This is a genomic window from Streptomyces sp. R41 (assembly GCF_041053055.1).
Lineage (GTDB): Bacteria > Actinomycetota > Actinomycetes > Streptomycetales > Streptomycetaceae > Streptomyces.
On record NZ_CP163443.1, the window covers coordinates 2,340,136 to 2,360,243 of the forward strand.

The 20,108-nt window shown below is 70.3% G+C and carries 18 protein-coding genes; 10 read left to right on the forward strand and 8 right to left on the reverse strand.

Annotated features, from left to right (window positions below; all coding sequences use genetic code 11):
• Positions 1-63: 63 nt before the first annotated feature.
• Together AB5J53_RS11020 and AB5J53_RS11025 are read right to left on the reverse strand one after the other, a co-directional pair.
• Positions 64-1,014 (reverse strand): hypothetical protein, encoded by a 951-nt coding sequence (locus AB5J53_RS11020; RefSeq protein WP_369245445.1) that lies wholly within the window; start codon positions 1,012-1,014, stop codon positions 64-66.
• 167 nt (positions 1,015-1,181) lie between these two features.
• Positions 1,182-2,837 carry an FAD-binding dehydrogenase gene (locus AB5J53_RS11025; protein ID WP_369245446.1) on the reverse strand — a complete coding sequence of 552 codons (1,656 nt, stop codon included), beginning with the start codon at positions 2,835-2,837 and terminating at the stop codon, positions 1,182-1,184.
• 312 nt (positions 2,838-3,149) lie between these two features.
• On the opposite strand from AB5J53_RS11025, the gene AB5J53_RS11030 reads away from it, so the two are divergent.
• Both AB5J53_RS11030 and AB5J53_RS11035 read left to right on the forward strand, forming a co-directional pair.
• The gene (locus tag AB5J53_RS11030; protein ID WP_369245447.1) at positions 3,150-4,043 is read left to right on the forward strand and encodes a DMT family transporter; all 894 of its coding nucleotides are present in this window, start codon (positions 3,150-3,152) and stop codon (positions 4,041-4,043) included.
• Positions 4,044-4,140: 97 nt separating this feature from the next.
• Positions 4,141-4,674, forward strand: coding sequence for an NUDIX hydrolase (locus AB5J53_RS11035; RefSeq protein WP_369252163.1), 534 nt, complete (start codon positions 4,141-4,143; stop codon positions 4,672-4,674).
• Here AB5J53_RS11035 and AB5J53_RS11040 read toward each other — a convergent pair.
• Complete coding sequence (locus AB5J53_RS11040) at positions 4,656-5,441, reverse strand: hypothetical protein (RefSeq protein WP_369245448.1); 786 nt, start codon at positions 5,439-5,441, stop codon at positions 4,656-4,658. The two genes, AB5J53_RS11035 and AB5J53_RS11040, sit on opposite strands and share 19 nt — an antisense overlap.
• Before the next feature lie 53 nt (positions 5,442-5,494).
• Between AB5J53_RS11040 and AB5J53_RS11045 the strand changes: the two genes are divergently transcribed.
• Positions 5,495-5,887, forward strand: coding sequence for a YidH family protein (locus tag AB5J53_RS11045; protein ID WP_369245449.1), 393 nt, complete (start codon positions 5,495-5,497; stop codon positions 5,885-5,887).
• Entirely contained in the window at positions 5,884-6,210 is a 327-nt protein-coding gene (locus tag AB5J53_RS11050; RefSeq protein WP_369245450.1) for a DUF202 domain-containing protein, read from the forward strand. Before AB5J53_RS11045 ends, AB5J53_RS11050 begins: the two co-directional genes overlap by 4 nt.
• 99 nt (positions 6,211-6,309) lie before the next feature.
• Here the strand turns inward: AB5J53_RS11050 and AB5J53_RS11055 are convergent, their stop codons facing one another.
• A complete protein-coding gene (locus AB5J53_RS11055) occupies positions 6,310-7,245 on the reverse strand; it encodes an NADP-dependent oxidoreductase (protein ID WP_369245451.1) in 936 nt (311 codons plus the stop codon).
• Positions 7,246-7,359: 114 nt separating this feature from the next.
• On the opposite strand from AB5J53_RS11055, the gene AB5J53_RS11060 reads away from it, so the two are divergent.
• The 3 genes from AB5J53_RS11060 to AB5J53_RS11070 all read left to right on the forward strand — a co-directional run bounded on the left by AB5J53_RS11060 (position 7,360) and on the right by AB5J53_RS11070 (position 10,047).
• A complete protein-coding gene (locus AB5J53_RS11060) occupies positions 7,360-7,656 on the forward strand; it encodes a hypothetical protein (RefSeq protein ID WP_369245452.1) in 297 nt (98 codons plus the stop codon).
• 138 nt (positions 7,657-7,794) lie between these two features.
• Positions 7,795-8,817, forward strand: coding sequence for a phosphotransferase family protein (locus AB5J53_RS11065; RefSeq protein ID WP_369245453.1), 1,023 nt, complete (start codon positions 7,795-7,797; stop codon positions 8,815-8,817).
• A gap of 6 nt (positions 8,818-8,823) precedes the next feature.
• Positions 8,824-10,047, forward strand: coding sequence for an acyl-CoA dehydrogenase family protein (locus tag AB5J53_RS11070; RefSeq protein WP_369245454.1), 1,224 nt, complete (start codon positions 8,824-8,826; stop codon positions 10,045-10,047).
• 185 nt (positions 10,048-10,232) lie between these two features.
• Here AB5J53_RS11070 and AB5J53_RS11075 read toward each other — a convergent pair whose 3' ends face one another.
• The 3 genes from AB5J53_RS11075 to AB5J53_RS11085 form a co-directional block, all read right to left on the reverse strand.
• Entirely contained in the window at positions 10,233-10,826 is a 594-nt protein-coding gene (locus AB5J53_RS11075; protein WP_189187803.1) for a TetR/AcrR family transcriptional regulator, read from the reverse strand.
• A gap of 80 nt (positions 10,827-10,906) precedes the next feature.
• Positions 10,907-12,568 carry a class I adenylate-forming enzyme family protein gene (locus AB5J53_RS11080; RefSeq protein ID WP_369245455.1) on the reverse strand — a complete coding sequence of 554 codons (1,662 nt, stop codon included), beginning with the start codon at positions 12,566-12,568 and terminating at the stop codon, positions 10,907-10,909.
• On the reverse strand, positions 12,565-13,329 hold the full coding sequence (locus AB5J53_RS11085; protein WP_369245456.1) for an SDR family oxidoreductase: 765 nt from the start codon (positions 13,327-13,329) through the stop codon (positions 12,565-12,567). The genes AB5J53_RS11080 and AB5J53_RS11085 overlap by 4 nt, the downstream gene beginning before the upstream one ends.
• A 236-nt stretch (positions 13,330-13,565) precedes the next feature.
• Here AB5J53_RS11085 and AB5J53_RS11090 point away from each other — a divergent pair, with 236 nt between their 5' ends.
• Together AB5J53_RS11090 and AB5J53_RS11095 are read left to right on the forward strand one after the other, a co-directional pair.
• A complete protein-coding gene (locus AB5J53_RS11090) occupies positions 13,566-14,804 on the forward strand; it encodes an exo-beta-N-acetylmuramidase NamZ domain-containing protein (protein WP_369245457.1) in 1,239 nt (412 codons plus the stop codon).
• Positions 14,805-14,897: 93 nt separating this feature from the next.
• Positions 14,898-16,220, forward strand: a complete 1,323-nt coding sequence (locus tag AB5J53_RS11095) for a serine-threonine protein kinase (protein WP_369245458.1) — start codon at positions 14,898-14,900, stop codon at positions 16,218-16,220.
• Positions 16,221-16,373: 153 nt separating this feature from the next.
• Here the strand turns inward: AB5J53_RS11095 and AB5J53_RS11100 are convergent, their stop codons facing one another.
• The gene (locus AB5J53_RS11100) at positions 16,374-19,169 is read right to left on the reverse strand and encodes a penicillin acylase family protein (protein WP_369245459.1); all 2,796 of its coding nucleotides are present in this window, start codon (positions 19,167-19,169) and stop codon (positions 16,374-16,376) included.
• Positions 19,170-19,457: 288 nt separating this feature from the next.
• On the opposite strand from AB5J53_RS11100, the gene AB5J53_RS11105 reads away from it, so the two are divergent.
• Positions 19,458-20,060 carry a hypothetical protein gene (locus tag AB5J53_RS11105; protein WP_369245460.1) on the forward strand — a complete coding sequence of 201 codons (603 nt, stop codon included), beginning with the start codon at positions 19,458-19,460 and terminating at the stop codon, positions 20,058-20,060.
• The last annotated feature ends 48 nt before the right edge of the window (positions 20,061-20,108 follow it).

The following is a 20,108-nucleotide window of genomic DNA, read 5'->3' on the forward strand; positions in this document are numbered from 1 at the left end:
CGGGGTCGTCCCTTCGGAAGTTCGGATCTCAGGGGTGGTCAGGGGTTGGTCGCGCGTGGTCGTTCACACCGTGCCGAGCGCGCTGTCGCGTGCGGCACGGAAGGCTTTGTGCGGGTCGCGGTCCGGGTACGACCACGGCGCCGGGGTGGCGTGCTCTGCGATGCGGTGGAAGAGGGCGGCTGCCTCGGCACCCCGGCCCTCGCAGAACTTGGCGTGGGCGAGGAAGTTGAGGTCGATGAAGCGGCGCGGGTGGTCGTCGCGCTCCCACTCCAGCCACCAGTCGAAGGCGGCCTTCATCACCTGGCGGGCCCGGCGGCCGACCCAGTGCCCGGAGGCGACCGGATCAGCGGGCTCACTGCCGGCGGCGGCGAGCACGCGGTAGCGCTCGGCGTGCGCGACGACCGGGAGGATGGCGAGCGGCGAGTCGGCGGGGGCCTGCTCGGCGGCCCAGTTGGCGAAGTCGTACACCTCGTGCAGCGGGTCCTGGCCCGCTTCGGCGCGGCGCTCGGCGAGCCGGGCGACCATCAGGTGGTGCGCGTGGTGGTGGTCGGGGCAGCGGTGGCGCACCTCGTCGAAGAGCTGGACCACGTCGTCCTCGGTGCCGAGGGAGCGCTCCAGGACGAGCAGGCCGAGCCAGGGGGTGGGGTCGGCGGGCGCGAGTGCCGCGGCGGTGTGGCAGGCCTCGCGGGCGCGCTCCGGGCGTTCCTTGCCCTTCAGGGCGCGCTGGACGGCGGCACAGCCGAGGAGTGCGGCGGCGTCGGCGGACTCCGGTTCGGCGAGCTGCCAGTCGCGGGCCCAGGCGAGCGCGGCGGACTCCTGCGCGAGGACGGTGACGCGATGGCCACGCCGATCCCAGTCGTCGCCGGTCGCGGCGAGCAGCGCGCGGACCGCGGTCCATCGCCCCTGGTTCAACGAGCTGCGCGCGGCGGCGAGTTCGGCGTCGTCGAGCGCGGCGTCGAATGCCTGGGCCGCGCGCTTGCGACCGCGGCCGAGGGGAGGCGGGGGTGGTGACACCGCGGGTCTTCCTCACAGGCGCGGTTCGTCAGGAGCCGATCACGCACAGCAAACCCGCAGCCAAGGGTTTTAGTCAAGGGCCGCCCCATCCGCTACACGTGTCAACTACCCCTGCGGGCCGCGGAGTTGAACCCGCGACCCGCCACCTGCCGGAAGCTCGCCGGGGCTCAGCCCACGGCGTTGGCCGCCGCCCGTCCCGCCGTACGCCCGGAGAACAGGCAGCCGCCCAGGAACGTACCTTCGAGGGACCGGTAGCCGTGGACCCCGCCACCGCCGAACCCGGCGGCCTCTCCGGCGGCGTACACGCCCTCCAGCGGGTCGCCGCCCTCGGTGAGGACACGCGAGGAGAGGTCGGTCTCGAGCCCGCCGAGGGTCTTGCGGGTGAGGATGTTGAGGCGGACGGCGATCAGCGGGCCCGCCTTGGGGTCGAGGATGCGGTGCGGGGACGCGGTACGGATCAGCTTGTCGCCGAGGAACCTGCGGGCGCCGTGAATCGCCGTCACCTGAAGGTCCTTGGTGAACGGGTTGGCGACCTCCCGGTCGCGCGCGACGATCACCCGGCGCAGCTCCGCCTCGTCGATGAGCGGCTCCTTGGTGAGCGCGTTCATCCCGCGTACGAGCGCGCCGAGGTCCTTCTCGACGACGAAGTCCACGCCGTTGTCCATGAACGCCTTGACCGGGCCCGGCACATCGGCGCGCGCCCGCCCGATGACGTCCCTGACGGACTTCCCCGTGAGGTCGGGATTCTGCTCCGAGCCGGAGAGCGCGAACTCCTTGCCGATGATCTTCTGGTCGAGCACGAACCAGGTGTAGTCGTACCCGGTCCTCATGATGTGTTCGAGCGTGCCGAGCGTGTCGAAGCCCGGGAACAGAGGCACCGGCAGCCGGTTGCCGCGCGCGTCGAGCCAGAGGGAGGACGGGCCGGGGAGGATGCGGATGCCGTGGTTGGCCCAGATGGGGTTCCAGTTCTGGATGCCCTCGGTGTAGTGCCACATGCGGTCGCGGTTGATGAGGTGGGCGCCCGCCTCCTCGGCTATCCCGAGCATCTTGCCGTCGACGTGCGCGGGGACGCCGGAGATCATCCGCTCGGGCGCAGTGCCCAGTCGCTCCGGCCAGTTGGCGCGTACGAGGTCGTGGTTGCCGCCGATGCCACCCGACGTGACGACGACCGCCTGGGCCTTGAGCTCGAAGGCGCCGGTGACGCTGCGGCTGCTGGCCCGACCGCGCTCGATGCCGGACGGCTCCAGGATCTCGCCGGTGACCGTGTCGACGGATCCGGCGCTGCGCGAGAGGCCGGTGACGCGGTGGCGGAACTTCAGCTGCACGAGGCCGCGGGCGACGCCGGCCCGCACCCGCCGCTCGAAGGGCGCGACCAGGCCCGGCCCGGTCCCCCACGTGATGTGGAAGCGGGGCACCGAGTTCCCGTGGCCGCCCGCGTCGTAGCCGCCGCGCTCGGCCCAGCCCACCACCGGGAAGAAGCGCACGCCCTGCCGGTGCAGCCAGGAACGCTTCTCGCCTGCCGCGAAGTCGACGTACGCCTCGGCCCATTGACGCGGCCAGTGGTCCTCGGGCCGGTCGAAGGCGGCCGTGCCCATCCAGTCCTGGAGGGCGAGCGCGTGGCTGTCCTTGATCCGCAGGCGGCGCTGCTCGGGCGAGTCGACGAAGAAGAGCCCGCCGAAGGACCAGTGCGCCTGACCGCCGATCGACTGCTCCGGTTCCTGGTCGAGGAGGATCACCGTGCGGCCCGCGTCGACGAGCTCCGCGGTCGCCGCGAGCCCCGCGAGGCCCGCTCCGATCACGATCACATCTGCGTCGTAGGCCATGGGCGCGTCCTCTCGGCATTCCGACTGGTCGGATCGGCGTCGTCATGAGGGGGCCTCATGAAGTTCCCCATGAGCGTGGTCATGAGGTTTGTCACGAACCGATCGGCATCGTCGCTGGTTGATGAGACATTGGTGGAGGTTGACCGCGCTGGTCGGCCACACCTTGTTACTGATCGGTCAGATCCTTCGGCAAGAAGAGTGACCGAGTCAACTGCCTGGTTCCGGGTACTCCTGGGGGCAGGCCCCGGCCCTTGGCACTACAGTCGGCGGATACGCAACCGTGGCCCGCCTGACCGTCTCGAGGTACACAGCGTGTCGGTTCTCGTTCTGATCCTTGCCGTGAGCGCGGCCTGCTGTCTGGGCTTCGGCTTCGTGCTCCAGCAGAACGTCGCCTCGCATGCGCCGCTGAGCGACTTCCTCTCCCCCCGACTGCTGCTCGACCTGATCCGGGTTCCGCGGTGGCTGGGCGGCATCGGGCTCATGGTCTGCGGCATGGTCCTCGGCGCGATCGCCCTGGGCAAGGGCGAGATCTCCCTGGTGGAACCACTCCTCGCGACGAACCTGCTCTTCGCGCTCGCGCTCTCCCGTTACCAGACCAAGCAGGCGCTGGGGCGACAGGGCTGGACCGGGCTCGTGCTGCTCGCGGGCGGCGTCACGGCGTTCATCGTGGCGGGTCAGCCGCAGGGCGGCGACGCCGTCACCAACCCCCTTCGGCACTGGCTGATCATCGGGATCATGGTCGGCCTCGCACTGCTGCTGACCACCTACGCGAAGCGGTCCCGGCTGAGCTCCGGGCCCGTGCTGCTCTCGCTGGCCGCGGGGTTGCTGTACGGCGTCCAGGACGCGCTCACCCGGGTCAGCGGGCAGCGGTTCGGCGCCGGCGGCTGGAGCGAGCTGCTCACCGGCTGGCAGCCGTACGCGGTGCTGGTGCTCGGCGTGACGGGCCTGGTCCTGGTCCAGAGCGCCTTCGAGACCGCACCGCTGCGGATGTCACTGCCCGCGCTCACCGCGGCCCAGCCGCTGGCCGGGATCGTCTGCGGGGTGGGCTTCCTCGGCGACCAGCTCCGTACGGACGTGGGGGCGCTCGCCTGGCAGGCGGCGGGGCTCGCGTCCATCGTGGTGGGGATCGTGCTGCTGGGGCTGCATCCGGCGATGCCGGCGGGGACCGCACATGCGGAGCCGTCACGGGATCTTCAGGCGCATTGAGAGTGGCGGGAGCGCTGCCGCTCCACCCAGGGCCCGGGGCTGCTTGGATGGAGCCATGAGCGTGGACGGGGACGCCGACATGAGCGCGGCTTGGGGCATGGGTGTGGCCGGGGGCACGAGTCCCGCTGACGAGATCCTCGACATCGTCGACGAGAACGACCAGGTCGTCGGGCAGTCCCCGCGCGGGGAGGCGTATGCGCGTGGGCTGCGCCACCGGTGCGTGTTCATTCAGGCCCGGGATGCCGAGGGCCGCGTCTTCGTCCATCGCCGGACGCCTACGAAGCTGGTCTTCCCCTCCCTGTACGACATGTTCGTCGGCGGAGTCGTCGGGGCGGGCGAGTCCTACGACGACGCGGCGCTCCGCGAGGCCGAGGAGGAACTCGGCGTCTCCGGGCTGCCCCGGCCCTCGCCCCTCTTCACGTTCCTGTACGACAACGGTGCCGGTCAGACCTGGTGGTCGGCCGTGTACGAGGTCCGCTGCGAGCTGCCGGTGAACCCTCAGGCCGAGGAGGTCGCCTGGCACGACTTCCTCCCCGAGGAGGAGGTGGAGCGGCGGCTGACGGAGTGGGCGTGGGTGCCGGACGGGCTCGCCGCCTACGAGCGTCTGAGGGACTACCGCGCAGGGGACTGATCGATGGGCCCAGCCGCTCCCAGCGCACCGGCCAGCGCCCGCGCCTGGGCAGGCGTGATCCCCATGGCCAGGGGCACGGCCCGCGGGCTGTAGCGGCCGTCGCAGAGCGCGAGCGGGCTGGGCTCGGCCGTGCCCCCGCTCAGCGGGCTCGCGCCGCGGACCGCCCATGTGGGGCCGTCCCAGAACGGATGGTCAAGGAGTCGCTCCGCCACGCCGGACGCCGACTTCGCCGGAACCCCCACGGCGACGAGCGCGCCGGAAATCCGGGACAGGGCCTTGGCCATCGGCACGTCCGCGTCTCCGAACGCGGGCAGCAGCAGGAGCAGCCGCACGTCCGGGTCGCGTATGCCCTCCGCGTCCGCCGGAGCCGAGTCGGCAACGGCGACCAGCTCGGGCCAGGACAGCCCCGGACCGCTGAAGTGCCCCTCGATCGAGGCCAGGGACGCGTCCCGGTCCCAGTCGGTGTGCGTGATCAGATAGTCCGTGCCGGGGTCATCCGGAAAGTTGCGGTGGACGATCCACAGCAGGTGACCGCCGGTGAGCGGTATCCGGTAGGCGGGCCAGACCTCCGTCGCGTCGTACAGCGCCTCGGTCGCGGCGTCGACATCCGCCGCGTCGGCGCCGAAGAGCTCGGGCTCCTCCATGAACTCGTCCCAGCCCGGGACGAAGTAGGCGGGCCAGAACCCGGGCAGCTCGACCAGCTCCTCGGCGGGCGCGATGCCGTGGCCGGGCTCGGCATACCGGGCCAGTGACGTGGGACAGTCCATGCTCCGCACCGTAGCGAGCCGCACTGACAACACGCCCCGGTAGGGTCCTGCACGTGATCGAACTCGTGCGGAATGTCCGGCTGTGGTTCGCGCCCCAGGAGGTCCGGGAGGAGGGCAGGACGCCCGACTACCGGTTCTCGTTGGCGAACGAGCGGACCTTTCTGGCCTGGCTGCGCACCGCTCTCGCCCTGATCGGCGGCGGCTTCGCCGTGGACCAGTTCCTGCCCGATCTCCGGTGGGGCTGGCGCGTCGGCCTGGCCCTGGCCCTGCTGGGCGCGGGCGTGCTCTGCTCGCTGCGCGCCGTCAATCACTGGATCCGGTGCGAGCGGGCGATGCGGAAGGGCGAAGACCTGCCGGTGTCCCGCTTCCCGGCCGTGCTGAGCATCGCTGTCGCGATCGTCGCCGTCGCGATGGTCGTCGTCGTACTCGTCGGCTGGGAAGGATGACCGAGCCCACCCGGGAACGCGACCCGGGCCTGCAGCCGGAACGCACGCGGCTCGCGTGGCGCCGTACGACCCTGTCGGGCACCGTCGCCGCCGTGCTCGCCGCGAAGGCCGCCCTGCACGGCGGCCTCACGGTGGCCTCAGTCGTCGTCTGCGCCGTCTGCTGCGCGCTCTGGCTGGGTTTCCTGGCCGTCGCCCACCGTCGTATCCGTGTGCTCGCGGCATCCGGCACCGACGGCCCGCCGGCGCTCACGCCACGCCACGCGACGGCGGCGACCCTGTGCACGGTCGCACTGGCCGTATGCGCGGTGGCACTGGTGTTCTGAGGATGGCCCGGGGTTCAGTCCGCCTCTGAGGTGGGCCGGCGTCGAGTCCGCCTCTGAGGGTGGGCCGGCGTCGAGTCCGCCTCTGAGGATGGCCCGGGTTCAGTCTCCCCAGTCCACCGTCACCACGATCTTCCCCTGCGTACGCCCCTCCGCGCTCAGCCGATGCGCGTCCGCCGCCCGCTCCAGCGGGAACGTCTCGGAGACATGGACCGAGACGACGCCCTGCTCGGCGAGGTCGCACAGGCTCTGCAGGTCGTACGGGTCGGGGCGGACGAAGTAGTAGCGGCCGCCGAAGCCGACCACGTCGGGGTCGGCGATGGAGGCCAGCCGGCCTTCGGGGGCCAGCAGATCGGCGGACATCCTCATCGTGTCGCCGCCGATCGTGTCGAAGGCCGCGTCCACACCCTCCGGTGCGAGGGCCCGTACGCGCTCGGCGAGACCCTCGCCGTGGCTGACGGGGTCGCCGCCCAGGGACCGTACGAAATCATGGTGAGGCTCGCTCGCCGTGCCGATCACGCGTGCCCCCAGGTGGCGGGCGAGCTGGACCGCCATCGACCCGACGCCGCCCGCGGCCGCGTGGACGAGGACGGTGTCGCCCGCCGTCACGTCGAGCACCTTGGTGAGCATCTGGTACGCGGTGAGCCCCACCAGCGGCAGGCCCGCCGCCTGCTCGAAGGAGAGGTTCAGCGGTTTGCGGGCGAGGGTGCGCAGGGGCACCGCGACGTACTCGGCGAAGGTGCCGCGCGAGAGGAAGTCCTCGCGGGCGTATGCGATGACCTCGTCGCCGACCGCGAACTCGGTGACGGACACGCCGGGTTGGACGACCACGCCGGAGACGTCCCAGCCGGGGATCACCGGGAAGACGGGGTCCAGGATCCCGTCCAGGTGGCCCTCGCGGCACTTCCAGTCGACGGGGTTCACGGACGCCGCGCGCACCTTCACCAGGACGGAGTCGGGTCCGACCTTGGGGTCCCGGACGTCTCCGTACTCCAGGACGTCGGGCCCGCCGTACCGGCTGTAGCTGATCGCCTTCATGCCCTCGACCCTCCGGGGTAGTCGGACGGCACGCAAGCCGGAATAGCCGGAATTACTACAGTTTGCGGCGTTAGCCTGAGGCGTCCTTCCACGCCACTTCCGAAGGTGAGCAGCATGACCACCCTTCACCAGGAACACCCCACCCACGAGCACGCCCACGGCCCGAACTGCGGTCACACCGAGGTGCGGCACGGGGACCACGTCGACTACGCGCACGACGGCCATCTGCACCGCGAGCACGCGGGGCACTGGGACGAGTGCGAGCCGAGCGGTCACATCGCGCACGACGGACACGGCCACCAGCACGGCGAGGACTGCGGGCACCCCGCCGTCGCGCACGGCGACCACCTCGACTATCTGCACGACGGCCACCGGCACGCCTCGCACGAGGGCCACTGGGACGACCACTAGGCCGGTTCGACCGGCGTCTCGCCCCGGATTCGCCGACTCCGGGGCGAGACGCCGATCACGTTTGGCGCACTCTCTGGACGACATACCGACTGGTCGGCATCATAGTCACGTCCCGTTTCCGTGTGCGTAGGAGCAATGATGAGCCCAGACCACCCGCCAGGTCTCGATCTCGACCAGTTGCGCGGCCTGCTCGACCGTGAGCGGCCCGGACTGGTGAACGGCCCCCTGACCGGCCGGCTGATCGAAGGCGGACGGTCGAATCTCACGTACGCGGTCTCGGACGGTACCGCGAAGTGGGTCGTACGACGGCCCCCGCTGGGCCATGTGCTGGCCACCGCGCACGACATGAAGCGCGAGCACCGGGTGATCAGCGCGCTGCACCCGACGGCCGTGCCGGTGCCCCGCACGGTGCTGCTGTGCGAGGACGACGCGGTGCTCGGCGCGCCCTTCTACGTCATGGAGTTCGTGGAGGGCATGCCCTACCGCACCGCCGAGCAGCTCGCCCCGCTCGGCCCGGAGCGCACCCGCGACGCGGTGCTCGGGCTCGTGGACACGCTGGTGGAGCTGCACTCGGTGGACCCCGCCGAGGTGGGCCTCGCGGACTTCGGCCGGCCCGAGGGCTTCCTCGACCGGCAACTGCGCCGCTGGGGCAAGCAGCTGGACGCCTCCAGGAACCGTGAGCTCGCGGGGATCGACGAGTTGCACGCGGCCCTGGGGCGCGCGCTGCCGCACTCCCCCGCGCCCGCAGTCGTGCACGGCGACTACCGCCTCGACAACGTGCTGATCGGTACCGACGACCGGATCAAGGCCATCCTGGACTGGGAGATGTCCACGCTCGGCGATCCGCTCACCGACCTGGGGCTGCTGGTGATGTACAGCGCCCCGCTCGATCTCCCCGACTCCCCCATCAGCACGACCGCTTCGGCCGCCGGGCACCCGGCCCCGGCCGAGATCGTCGAGCGGTACGCCGCGCGCTCGGGGCGCGACGTGTCCGCCGTCTCCTGGTACACGGCGTTCGCCTGGTTCAAGCTCGCCGTGATCCTGGAGGGCATCCACTACCGCTACACGCTCGGCCAGACGGTCGGCGCGGGCTTCGACCGCATCGGTGAACTGGTCCCCTTCTTCATCGAGCACGGCCTGACCACCCTTCAGGAAGGCTGATCCGCCATGGACTTCGCATTCGACGCGCGCACCGAAGAGCTGCGCCAGAAGCTGCTCGCCTTCATGGACGAGTACGTCTATCCGGCGGAGGCCGTCGCCGAGGAGCAGCGCGCGCGGCTGGCCTCGCCGTGGGACACGCCGGCCGTGGTCGGGGAGTTGAAGGCCGAGGCCCGCAGGCAGGGTCTGTGGAACCTGTTCCTCCCCGACTCCGAGTACGGGGCCGGGCTCACCAACCTCCAGTACGCCCCCCTCGCCGAAATCACCGGCCGCAGCCCGCACTTGGCGCCCACCGCGCTGAACTGCGCCGCGCCGGACACCGGCAACATGGAGGTGCTCGCGCAGTTCGGCGACGAACAGCAGAAAAAGCAGTGGCTGGAGCCGCTGCTCGCCGGTGAGATCCGCTCGGCCTTCGCGATGACCGAGCCGGATGTGGCCTCCTCGGACGCCACGAACATCACTACCCACATCGAGCGAGCCTCCGATGGCACAGACGAGTACGTCATCACCGGCCGCAAGTGGTACATCTCCGGGGCGATGAACCCCGACTGCAAGATCTTCATCGTGATGGGCAAGACGGACCCGGAGGGCGCGGACATCCGCCGCCAGCAGTCCATGGTGCTCGTACCCCGCGACACCCCGGGTCTCGAAGTCCGGCGCGCCATGCAGGTGTACGGGTACGAGGACCACTCCCACGGCGGGCACGCCGAGGTCGTCTTCGACCACGTCCGGGTGCCCGTGAGCAACCTGGTAGGCGAGGAGGGCGGCGGCTTCGCCATCGCCCAGGCGCGGCTCGGGCCCGGGCGGATCCACCACTGCATGCGGCTGATCGGCATGGCCGAGCGGGCGATCGAGCTGATGTGCCGCCGGGCCGTGTCCCGTACGGCCTTCGGCAAGCCGCTCGCCCAGCAGGGCGTGGTCCAGAACTGGATCGCCGACGCGCGCGTGGCTGTCGAGCAGCTCCGTCTGCTGGTCCTCAAGACCGCCTGGATGATGGACACCGTCGGCAACAAGGGCGCCCACACCGAGATCCAGGCCATCAAGATCGCCACCCCGCGCACGGTCGTCGACATCCTCGACAAGGCCGTCCAGTTGCACGGTGCGGGCGGTGTCAGTCAGGACTTCCCGCTCGCCGAACTCTGGGCGAGCGCCCGCACGCTGAAGCTCGCGGACGGTCCGGACGAGGTGCATCAGCGCTCGCTGGCGCGACAGGAGATCAAGAAGTACGTGTGAGTCGGGCGGTGGGGTGGGGGTGGGGGTGGGTTTTTCGCCCCCTCCGCCCCTGCCCGTCCCGTACCTGGGGGCTGCCGCCCCCAGACCCCCGCTAAAAGATTGCGCAGTTCCCCGCGCCCCTTTTCAGGGGCGCGGGGAACTGCGCGAACGGGGTCTGGGGCGGAGCCCCACGTCGGATCCCCCAGCTACGGCCGCAGCGCTCGAAGCAGCAGGTCAGCCAGGTGGTCGGCGACCTGCTGTGGGGTGAGCGGGCCGTCGGGGCGGTACCACGTCGACAGGTGGTGCACGGAGCCGAAGTGGTAGTCGACGACCAGGTCGGCGGGGGTCGCCGTGGAGAAGACGCCCTTCTTCTGGCCCTCCTCGACGAGCGCGCGGAACCGCTCGTGGTAGCGGCGCCGCTCCGCGCGCACCTGCTTGTGCTTCTCGGGGCTGAGGTGATGCATCGAGCGGAAGAAGATCGACGCGTCGTCAAGATTGTCGATCGTGGTGACGACGACGTCCGCCGCGGCACCGCGCAAGCGCTCCTCGACCGGCGCGTCGGCATCCGCGAAGGCGTCCAGACGCTCCTGCTGGATGCGCAGCACGCGCGCGTACACCTCGTGCAGGAGGTCGTCCTTGGAGCCGAAGTAGTGGTACAGCGCCCCCTTGGTGACGCCCGCCGCCTCGACGATCTCCTGCACCGAGGTGCGGTCGTAGCCCTGCTCGGCGAAGAGCCGGGTGGCGGCGGCCAAGAGCCGCTGCGGGACGGGCGTACCGTCACCGTCCGTCGTCCTGGGCACTGCCGCCACCTGCCTTCCAATCGTTGTCGTCCATAACGCTCCAGTCAGTCCTGGTGCGTCTTGGTGCGTTCCAGAGGGTTTTACCGGGTCTCTTGGGACCGGGAACGAAGTTCCCGACGGAGGATCTTTCCACTCGCCGTCTTCGGCAAGTCGGGCAGGATCTCCACCTGCCGCGGATATTTGTAGGCCGCCAGTCTCTCCTTGCAGTACGCGGCGAGCGCGTCGGGGTCCTCTTCGGCCCCGGGCCGCAGGCTGATGTACGCCTTGACGGTCTCTCCGCGGTAGCCGTCGGGTATCCCGACGACGGCCGCCTCGCGGACCGCCGGGTGCGTGTAGAGGACGTCCTCGACCTCGCGGGGCCATACCTTGAAGCCGGACGCGTTGATCATGTCCTTCTTGCGGTCGACCACGTAGAGCCAGCCGTCGGAGTCCATGAAACCGATGTCGCCGGTACGCAGCTCGCCGCCCGGGAAGGTCTCCGCGGTGGCTTCGGGGCGGCGCCAGTAGCCGGGCACGACCTGCGGTCCGCGTACGAGGATCTCGCCCTGCTCCCCGAACGGCACCTCCTGGCCCTGGTCGTCGACGATGCGTACGACCGTGTCCGGGCCCGGCACACCGACGGCCAGCGTTCCCGAGACCGGGTCGACGGGAGCCTCCCGGCCCGGGGGCACGGAGGCGCAGGGCGCGGTGCACTCGGTGAGCCCGTAGCCGTTGCGGATGTAGGGACCGAAACCGGCCCGGAACTTCTCCACCAGGGCGGGCGGCAGCGGGGCGCCGCCGGAGGAGATGATCACGAAGGAGGAGAAGTGGTCCGGCGTGACCGCCGGGTGCGCGGCCAGCGCCATGAAGGCGGTCGACGGGCCCACCGTGTAAGCGGGCCGGTGCTCGGCGAACGCGTCGAGGACGACCCCGGCCTCGAAGCGGTACGCGAGGACCAGCGTGCCCGCGCTGTTGAGGCAGGCGGCGAGCTGGCAGACCATCCCGGTGATGTGGAACAGCGGCGCCATCGCGAAGTAGACGGGCGCCTCGGGCAGCCCCAGGCCCGTCCGCTGCCGCTCGGCGTTGTACATGATGTTGCCGTGCGTGTTGGTGGCCCCCTTGGGGGTGCCGCTCGTGCCGGAGGTGTAGCTGATCAGCGCGGTGTCAAAGGGGCCGAGGTCACGGCCCTCGGGGGCCTTGTGGCCTTGCCGGGCGACCGCCACGAGGTCGTCGGCACCCTCCGCTACCGGCAGTCGCTCGAAGCTCAGCACGCGCGCGTCGTTGCGGGTTTGGAGATCCAACTCACAGGCCGTCAGCACGATGCGTACGGGTGAGTCGGCGGCCGTCTCGCGCAGGTAGGACTCCCACGCGCGGTCCGAGCACACCAGGGCGCTCACTTCCGCGTCGTGGAGTACGTGCCGGACCTCGCCCGACTTGTACATCGGGTTGACGGGCACGACCGTCGCGCCCGCCTTCCAGGCACCGAGCAGGGCCAGCACGAAGTGCGGGGAGTTCTGCAGCAGGATCGCGACCCGGTCGCCGCGCTCCAGGCCGTGGGCGGCGAGGTGTCCGGCGACGGAGTCGCTCAGCTCGTCCACCTCGCGGTAGCTCAGCCGCCCGTCGAAGTAGGCGAGTGCGGTGCGGTCCGGGGTGTGCGTCACGACCTCGCGGAGGGCGTGCACCAAGGTGTCGGCGGGGCTCACCGGGCCGCGCTGGTCCTCGTTGAGCAGAGCCGCCCAGGGCCGGTCGGCGTAGGTGGTCACCGGCCCGCCTCCCACTTCTGCTGGATGTGGTTCATGTTCGTCAGCCAGCGGTCGGGCTCCGCGGCCCGCACCTGGTAGTACCCCGCGACCTCGGGGTGCGGCAGGATCAGGAAGCGGTCCTCCTCGATCCCCTTGAAGAGCGCGTCTGCGACGTCCTCGGGCTCGATGGCGGTGGGCTGGAGGACGAGATCGCCCGCGCTGCCGGTGGCGTCGAGCATGTCGGTGCGCACGCCCTGCGGACAGATCGCGTGGACCTTGAGGCCTCGGTGGCGGTAGGTCAGCGAGAGCCACTCGGCGAAGGCGTACGCACCGTGCTTGGTGACGCTGTAGGGCGCGGCGCCGATCATGGTGAGCAGTCCGGCGGCCGAGACGGTGGAGACGAAACGGCCGCTGCCACGCTCCAGCCAGGCCGGGAGCAGCTCCTGGGCCGCGCGGACGTGCGCCATCACGTTGACGTCCCAGGCGAGCGCCCAGACCTTCTCGTCGGCCGCCTCCGAGCCGCCGGAGGCGACGCCGGCGTTGGCGCAGTACACGTCGACCGTGCCGCCGAGGGCGTCGCGGGCCTCGGCCACGATCGCGGACGCGTCGCCCGGGACCGCGATGCCGCCGATCTCGTCGGCCACGGCCTTGGCCTTGGCGGCGTCGAGATCATTGACGACGACCCTGGCCCCCTCGGCCGCGAAGCGACGGGCCACCGCGGCCCCGATACCGCCTCCCGCTCCGGTGACGACCACTCCGGCATCCTGCACGGCTTCCACCATCGGTCTCCTTCGACGCGACGCGAATCGGCTCTGCTGCGACGCCAGACTAACCAGTCGGTATGTAAAGAGGGAAGGGGCGCCCTCGGCGGAGGCGCCCCTTCGGGGGCGCGGGGCTGTGACAGATGCGGCTCCGCCGCGTGGGCGCGACAAGCCACAGACGCCCCAGAGCTTACGAACTCACCGCGGGAGCGCTTAGCGTTCCCTGTGCAACCTTCCGCGATCACGGAGGTCACACCATGCGCTTGTCCAGACGGACGTTCCTCGCCGCAGGCACCGCCTCGGCGACCCTGGCATCGGTTCCGGCGATGGTGGGCGAGGCCGGTGGCGGCAGGCTCCGCACCGGCTTCGAGCGCCTGCAAGCAGACGGCTACGCCAAACTCCGCGGCCAGCGAACCGGCATCGTGACGAACCCCACGGGCATCACCAGAGACGTACGCCACATCGTCGACGTCATGCACGCCGACGACCGCGTGAACCTGGTCGCCGTCTTCGGCCCCGAGCACGGTTTCCGCGGCACCGCGCAGGCGGGCGGCTCGGAGGGCCGCTACGACGACCCGGCGACCGGGCTGCCCGTCTACGACACGTACCTGAAGAGCGGCCGGCCGCTCGCCGACATCTTCACCGCCTCCGGCGTGGACACCGTCGTCTTCGACATCCAGGACGTGGGCGCGCGCTTCTACACGTACATCTGGACGCTGTACGACTGCATGGAGGCGGCTCAGCTCGCGGGCAAGCGCTTCGTGGTGCTCGACCGGCCGAACCCGGTGACCGGGCGGGCGGCCCAAGGACCCGTCCTGCACAAGGAGTTCGCCTCCTTCGTCGGGCGGCAGCCGATCGCGCAGGCGCACGGGATGACGGTGGCGGAGCTGGCGCGGCTGTTCAACGGGGAGTTCCTGGCGGCGCCGGTGGCGCTGGACACCGTACTGATGTCGGGCTGGAAGCGCTCGGAGTTCTACGACACCTCCGGGCTCCCCTGGGTGCCGCCGAGCCCGAACATGCCGACGGCGGACACCGCCCTGGTGTACTCGGGGACCTGCCTCTTCGAGGGGACGAATCTGTCGGAGGGGCGCGGCACCACCCGTCCGTTCGAGCTGCTCGGCGCCGAAGGCATCGACGGACGTTGGGCCCTCGAAGCCGGTCGGCTGGGGCTCCCCGGCGTGCACTTCAGGGAGGCGTACTTCGCTCCCACCTTCTCCAAGTTCCAGGGCAAGACCATCGGGGGCGTGCAGATCCATGTGCACGACCGGGCGGCGTACGACCCCGTGCGCACCGGCATCGCCCTCCTCGTGACCGCCAAGAAGGTCTGGAGCGGCTTCACCTGGCGCTCCGACAACTGGATCGACAAGCTGACGGGCTCGACGCTGGTGCGCACGATGATCGACGCGGGGTCGACGGCCGACGAGGTCGTGGCGGCCTGGCAGGACGAACTCAAGGCATTCCAGCGGGTGCGGAAGGAGTACCTCCTCTACGGATGAGTTACGGATGAGTCGTGACGTATGGCCAACCTTCGCCCCCGGTAGGACGATGCGCCCAGATCGCACCGCCCACGGGGGACGAGGGGGCTTGTCATGGCCGATCCGGCAGTGAGTGTTTCTCCCTACTGGGAGCTCACCTTCGACGCGGACGGGGACGTCGACGGCCGGGAGCGGGACCGGCTGCTGAAAGAGGTACCGCAGCGCAAGGTCCGTGACGTGGTCGTCTTCGCGCACGGCTGGAACAACGACCGCTCGGGCGCCACCCGCCTCTACAGCCGCTTCTTCGAGCCCGTCCCGGCGCTCGCGCCCACGGCGCGCCTGGGATACGTGGGAGTGGTGTGGCCCTCGATGCGGTTCTCTGACGAGCCGATCCCCGACTTCCCGGCGTCAGTGGCCGCCGACACCGCCACGACCGCGCGGCCCGTCCTCGACAAGAACACCCGGCACGCGCTCCTGGATGTGTTTCCGGGCCGCGCGACGGTGGTCGAGCAGATCGCGCGGCTGCTGGACCAACAGCCCGACGAGGGCGCCTCGTTGGAAGAGTTCGGACGTCTCGTACGGCTGCTCGTAGAGGTCCGGCCGCAGGGGCCGCAGGCCGCCTTCACCGCGGACACGCTGGCGGAGGGGGTGCCGGAGAGCGACCCCGAGATGCTCTTCGGGGACACGGCGACGGTCTGCGGCGAGTTCGCGCAGGCGCTGGCCGAGGCCGAGACTCCCGGCGCCGCCTCGTTCGCGCTGCCACGGCTGTGGGACGGCGCGCACGAACTGCTGCGCCAGGCCACGTACTACGCGATGAAACGGCGCGCCGGCACGGTCGGCGAGCGAGGGCTCGGGCGCGCGATCGGGCAACTCGCCGAGGCGGCGCCCGATGTGCGCGTCCATCTCGTCGGGCACAGCTTCGGCGGGCGCCTGGTCTCCTTCGCGCTGCGCGGACTGCCCGAGGGCGTGCGCACGGTGAAGTCGGTGACGCTGCTCCAGGGGGCCTTCTCGCACTACGCGTTCGCGGCGCGGCTGCCGCACGACGCACGGGCGAGCGGTGTGCTGGACGGCCAGCAGAACCGGATCGACGGTCCCCTGGTGTGCTGCTACTCCCACTTCGATTCGGCGCTCGGCACGATCTATCCGCTGGCCTCGCGCATGGCGGGCGACTCCCGGACGGTCACGGCGGACTTCGGCATCGGCCGTGCCCTTGGCGCCCAGTGGGGTGCGATGGGGCACGACGGGGTGCAGGCGGTGGCGGGCACGAAGTCGTACACGCTCGCCGACGCCCTGCGCACGCGGCTCCCCACGTCGGGATGCGTGAACATCGACGCCGCGGCCGTGGTCAAGCGTGGCGGTCCCCCGTCCGGGGCCCACAGCGACATCTGCCATCGGGAACTGGCGCGGGTGGTGCTGGCGGCGGGCCGTATTCACTGACCCGCCGCCCACCGGCGTTGGCCAACCAGCGTTGGCCAACCGGTATTGACCAACCGGTGTTGGCCAACCGGTGTTGGCCAACCCGTGCTGACCAACCGGTGTCGGCCAACAGACGTAGGCGAAACGCCCGTTGGCCAACACCCGTAGGCACCGTCACCGGTGTGACGTGTACTCCACCACCTGCTGATAGGTTGGCCGGTTCTGCCAGCTGATCTTTCCGTGCTTGATGCCGCCGAGCGTCCGCTGGACGATCGAGTCGGCGCACCACTGGTCGCCCGCCGAGCACTGGTCGTCGCCGGGATAGACGTCGGACGCGGTCTGGCCGGCCGCCTCCTTCAGCGTGCTGATCAGGGTGTCCCGGCAGGCACTGAGGCTGCCGCCGCCGCAGTACTTCTGCGTCAGACCGCCCTGCACCGACTCCCCGAGCACCGCCCGGATGTCCTTGTCGACATAACTCCACCAGCCGTACTGGAAGGAGCTTCCGGCGTGCGAGCCGGTCGGGCCGTGCGCCGCCGACGGCGACTCGTCGATGGGGAGGTTGTTGCCGAACGCGGTGTACAGGTCGCTGCCGAGCCCCGGCTGGAACTCCGCCTTCACCAGCAGCGGCCACCAGGCGTCCAGGATGCGGATCGCGTCGGCGTTGGCATAGGTGTGCGAACCGGACGAGGTCTCCGTGCGCTTGGCACCCGCCGTCACCCACGCGGACAGCTTGCCGACGGCCGCCGCGGCCGTCGAGTCCGTGACCGTCGAGCTGTTGATGACCTTCAGCAGGTCCGGCAGCACGTCCTCGGCCCGCAGGTCGGCCAGGGCGGCGTCGGCCATGGCCTTCACCAGCGCGGACCGTGTGACACCGCCGGCCGCGACCAGCTTCTTCACCCGGTCTTCAAGCAGGTTGCCGCGGTGGACCGAGCCGTCACCCCAGGAGGCTGTCGTGTAGTCCTTGGCCTGCTTGTTGTTCCAGGAGATGTAGTAGTCCTGGTCGATGGAGTTGGGGTGGGCGGACGCCGGCGTGTAGTCGGCGGTGTTCGTCGTCGGGTTCCAGTTTTTCCATTCGTAGGCCGCCTGCGCCCACATGGGGAACTCGGCGTCGACACCGGTGGCGCGCACCGGGTTGTCGCCGCTGTTGTAGTACGCGGTGTGCGAGGAGTCGGCGTAGAACCAGTTGAAGGTGTAGTTGATGTGCTGCACCGCGCTCTGGAAGGTCGCCGGGCTCTTGACGTAGTCCGGGTCATTGAGCATCTGGAAGCCGATGATCGAGTCGGCCTCGTGCATGAAGGAGGAGCGCAAGGTGGTGTACGCGACCTTCTTGCCGCCGACCGTCGCGCGGTACTCCACCGGGCCGTACTTGGTCCGGTAGACCTGCATACGGTACGAGCCCGCGGCAGTGCCGTCGGCGACGGTCGGCTTCCACGAGTTGGTCCGCTCGACCTTGTCCATGGCCGTGCAGGTGCCGTGGTACAGGTAGTGGTAGTCGTCCTGGCACAGCTCGACGGCGTAGGTGTCGATGATGTCCTGGCCGGAGGTCGTCGCGCTCCAGGAGTAGTCCTGGCCGCGGCCGAGTTCGACGTACATGCCCAGGCCCGCGAAGGAGGCGCCGCGGGCGCTGATGCCCGGGCCCTGGATCTCCTGAAGCATGAGCAGCTGTGGCGCGAAGTAGCCGGTCTGCGGGCCGAAGACGGCGATCGGGTGGCCGCCGGCGGTGTACTTGCCGCTCACCACGAGGGCGTTGGACATGCCACGCTTTGCCGAGCCGAGGGAGGTCTTGGCCGCCGTGGTCGAGGCGCTGGTGGCACTGGCGGTGGCCGCGCTGCCGGTGCGGTCGTAGACCAACTGCTCCTGGGTCACCGAACCGGCGTCGGGCAGGGCCTCGCCCTGCGGGGAGCCGGGCTTCGAGGCGTACGGGAAGCTCTCGCCGTTGTGGACGGTCAGGACCGCTTCGGGGTCGTTGCGCTCACGGAAGGACTCCCAGATCTTGGTGCCTTCGGTCACGCCGTACTTGGATTGGGCGGCGAGGAGCGAGATGGCGTTGTTGACCTCGCCGCCTCCTCCTGAGCCGAAGAGCGCGCCGATGACGGAGGCCAGCGCGACCAGATCGGTGAGCTTGAAGTGGTCGATGGTGCCGGCGTTGGTGATGGAGTCCTTGTGGCCGGTCAGGACGTACTCGCCGGGGAAGTAGCGACCGCTGTCGGAGGCGTCGATATAGGCGTTGATGCCGTCGATGTAGGCGTCTGCGTCGGCGAGGGCCTGCTGACCGCGCGCGCCGTTGCCGGCGATGGCGTTGTCGATCTGGGCCTGCAGATCGGCCTCGGTGTAGGGAGCGTTGCGCCAGAACTCCTGCTCAAGGCCCTGGTTGGACGCCGCGCCGCCGGCGAAGGTGGTCAGCTGGCCGCGTCCGACGTGCCGGAAGACGTCCATCAGCCACAGTCGGTCCTGGGCGGCGGCGTACCCGGCGCCGTACTCGGTGCCGTAGCGGGTCGTGCCGGTGATGTGCGGAACGCCCGTCTTCTTGTCGCGGACGATCGTCACGTCGCTGCGCGGCTTGGTGGTCGAGGCGACCTGGTCCGAAGCGACTCCGAAGGACGCGTCGTTGAAGAAGTCGTTGATCTTGGCGTCGGTGAGCGTGGAGTGGCCCGAGGCCAGGTTGCCGTAGGGGGCGAGCTGGTCCTCGGCGTGGTCGGGCTGGGTGCCGAAGGCCTGGTTGAGGAGGATCTGGGCGAGGGTCGCGTTGCCGTTCTCGCCGGGCGGGAGGATGTCGGAACACTGGCCGCCGCAGTAGTCGTTCGCGGCAGCCGCCGACGGTGCTGCCGAGGTCTCGGCGGCCGCGGCCTGGGAAAGCGGCGACAAAAGACCGGCAATGAGCACGCATACGGATGCGGCCTTGAGGAACTTGGGGAATCTGCGGGGAGTTCTCAGTCTGTCGAGCGTGGTGCGTGGGGTGCGCCGTGGCATGGCAGCTCCTCCCGACGGGGGTGGGCCGGACGTTACCGCCGGTATCCCCGAGATTGAAGATGAACATGCGTCAGTTTTTGGGATTCATCACGTCCGGACAGCGCCGTCGACAGGCGGCTGACAGCGGCGGGAGGTAGGCCGGGGGCAGCTCGGCGGGTGGCTTATGGCGGTCATCGAAAAATGGATGGAGCCGAATCGCTTGTCGATACGTCTATTCGGCGACGTCCGTACGACGACGACGCCGAAGTGACCGAAGTTCAGGTGCAGGTGTGACGGAGGTGCAGGGCGATGGCGGGTTTCCGGAGTCTGGCGAGACAGGTGCGAGATCCGAGGTGCGACCTGGCACTGCGGCGCTACTCACTGCGCAAGTGCCTTGAGAAGTTCGCCCCTTACGGGCATCGGGCGACCTGGGACCATCTGTGCTCCCGGGCCGGGTTCGGTCCCGAGGACCGGTCCCCCGATCCAGCGCGGCTCGTGGCCGCACTGGACGAGTTGGAGGAGGCCCGCTCCGTCTGGCTCACCTACGAGGCCGAGTTCGCTCAGCGTCGCAAGAAGGAGAAGCACGACGGGCTGCGCAGCCCGGGCAGTGTGGACGACTGGCACCGGCTGACCTGGGGCGGCTTCGGGGTCGCGTGGTGCGACGACCCGAGGATCCACCCCCATGGACCACTGACCGAGGTGCTGCGCCGGCTGATCGCCGCGCTGGAGCGCGAGCCGGGCGCGGTCTGCCCGGTGTGCGCCGGGGAGCGCCTCTCATGGAAGTACGACCTGGCCCACGAACCGTCGTCGGGCCCGGTGTGCACGAGTTGCGGAATCGTGGTGCCGCGCCCCGTTCTGACGCCCGAGGCGCTGGCGGAGGCCAGGCGCGGGCGCCTCCTCGTATCGGCGTGAGCGCTCCGCTTGGTCGATCGGTTGGGTACGGGAACTGCGGGTGAGCCG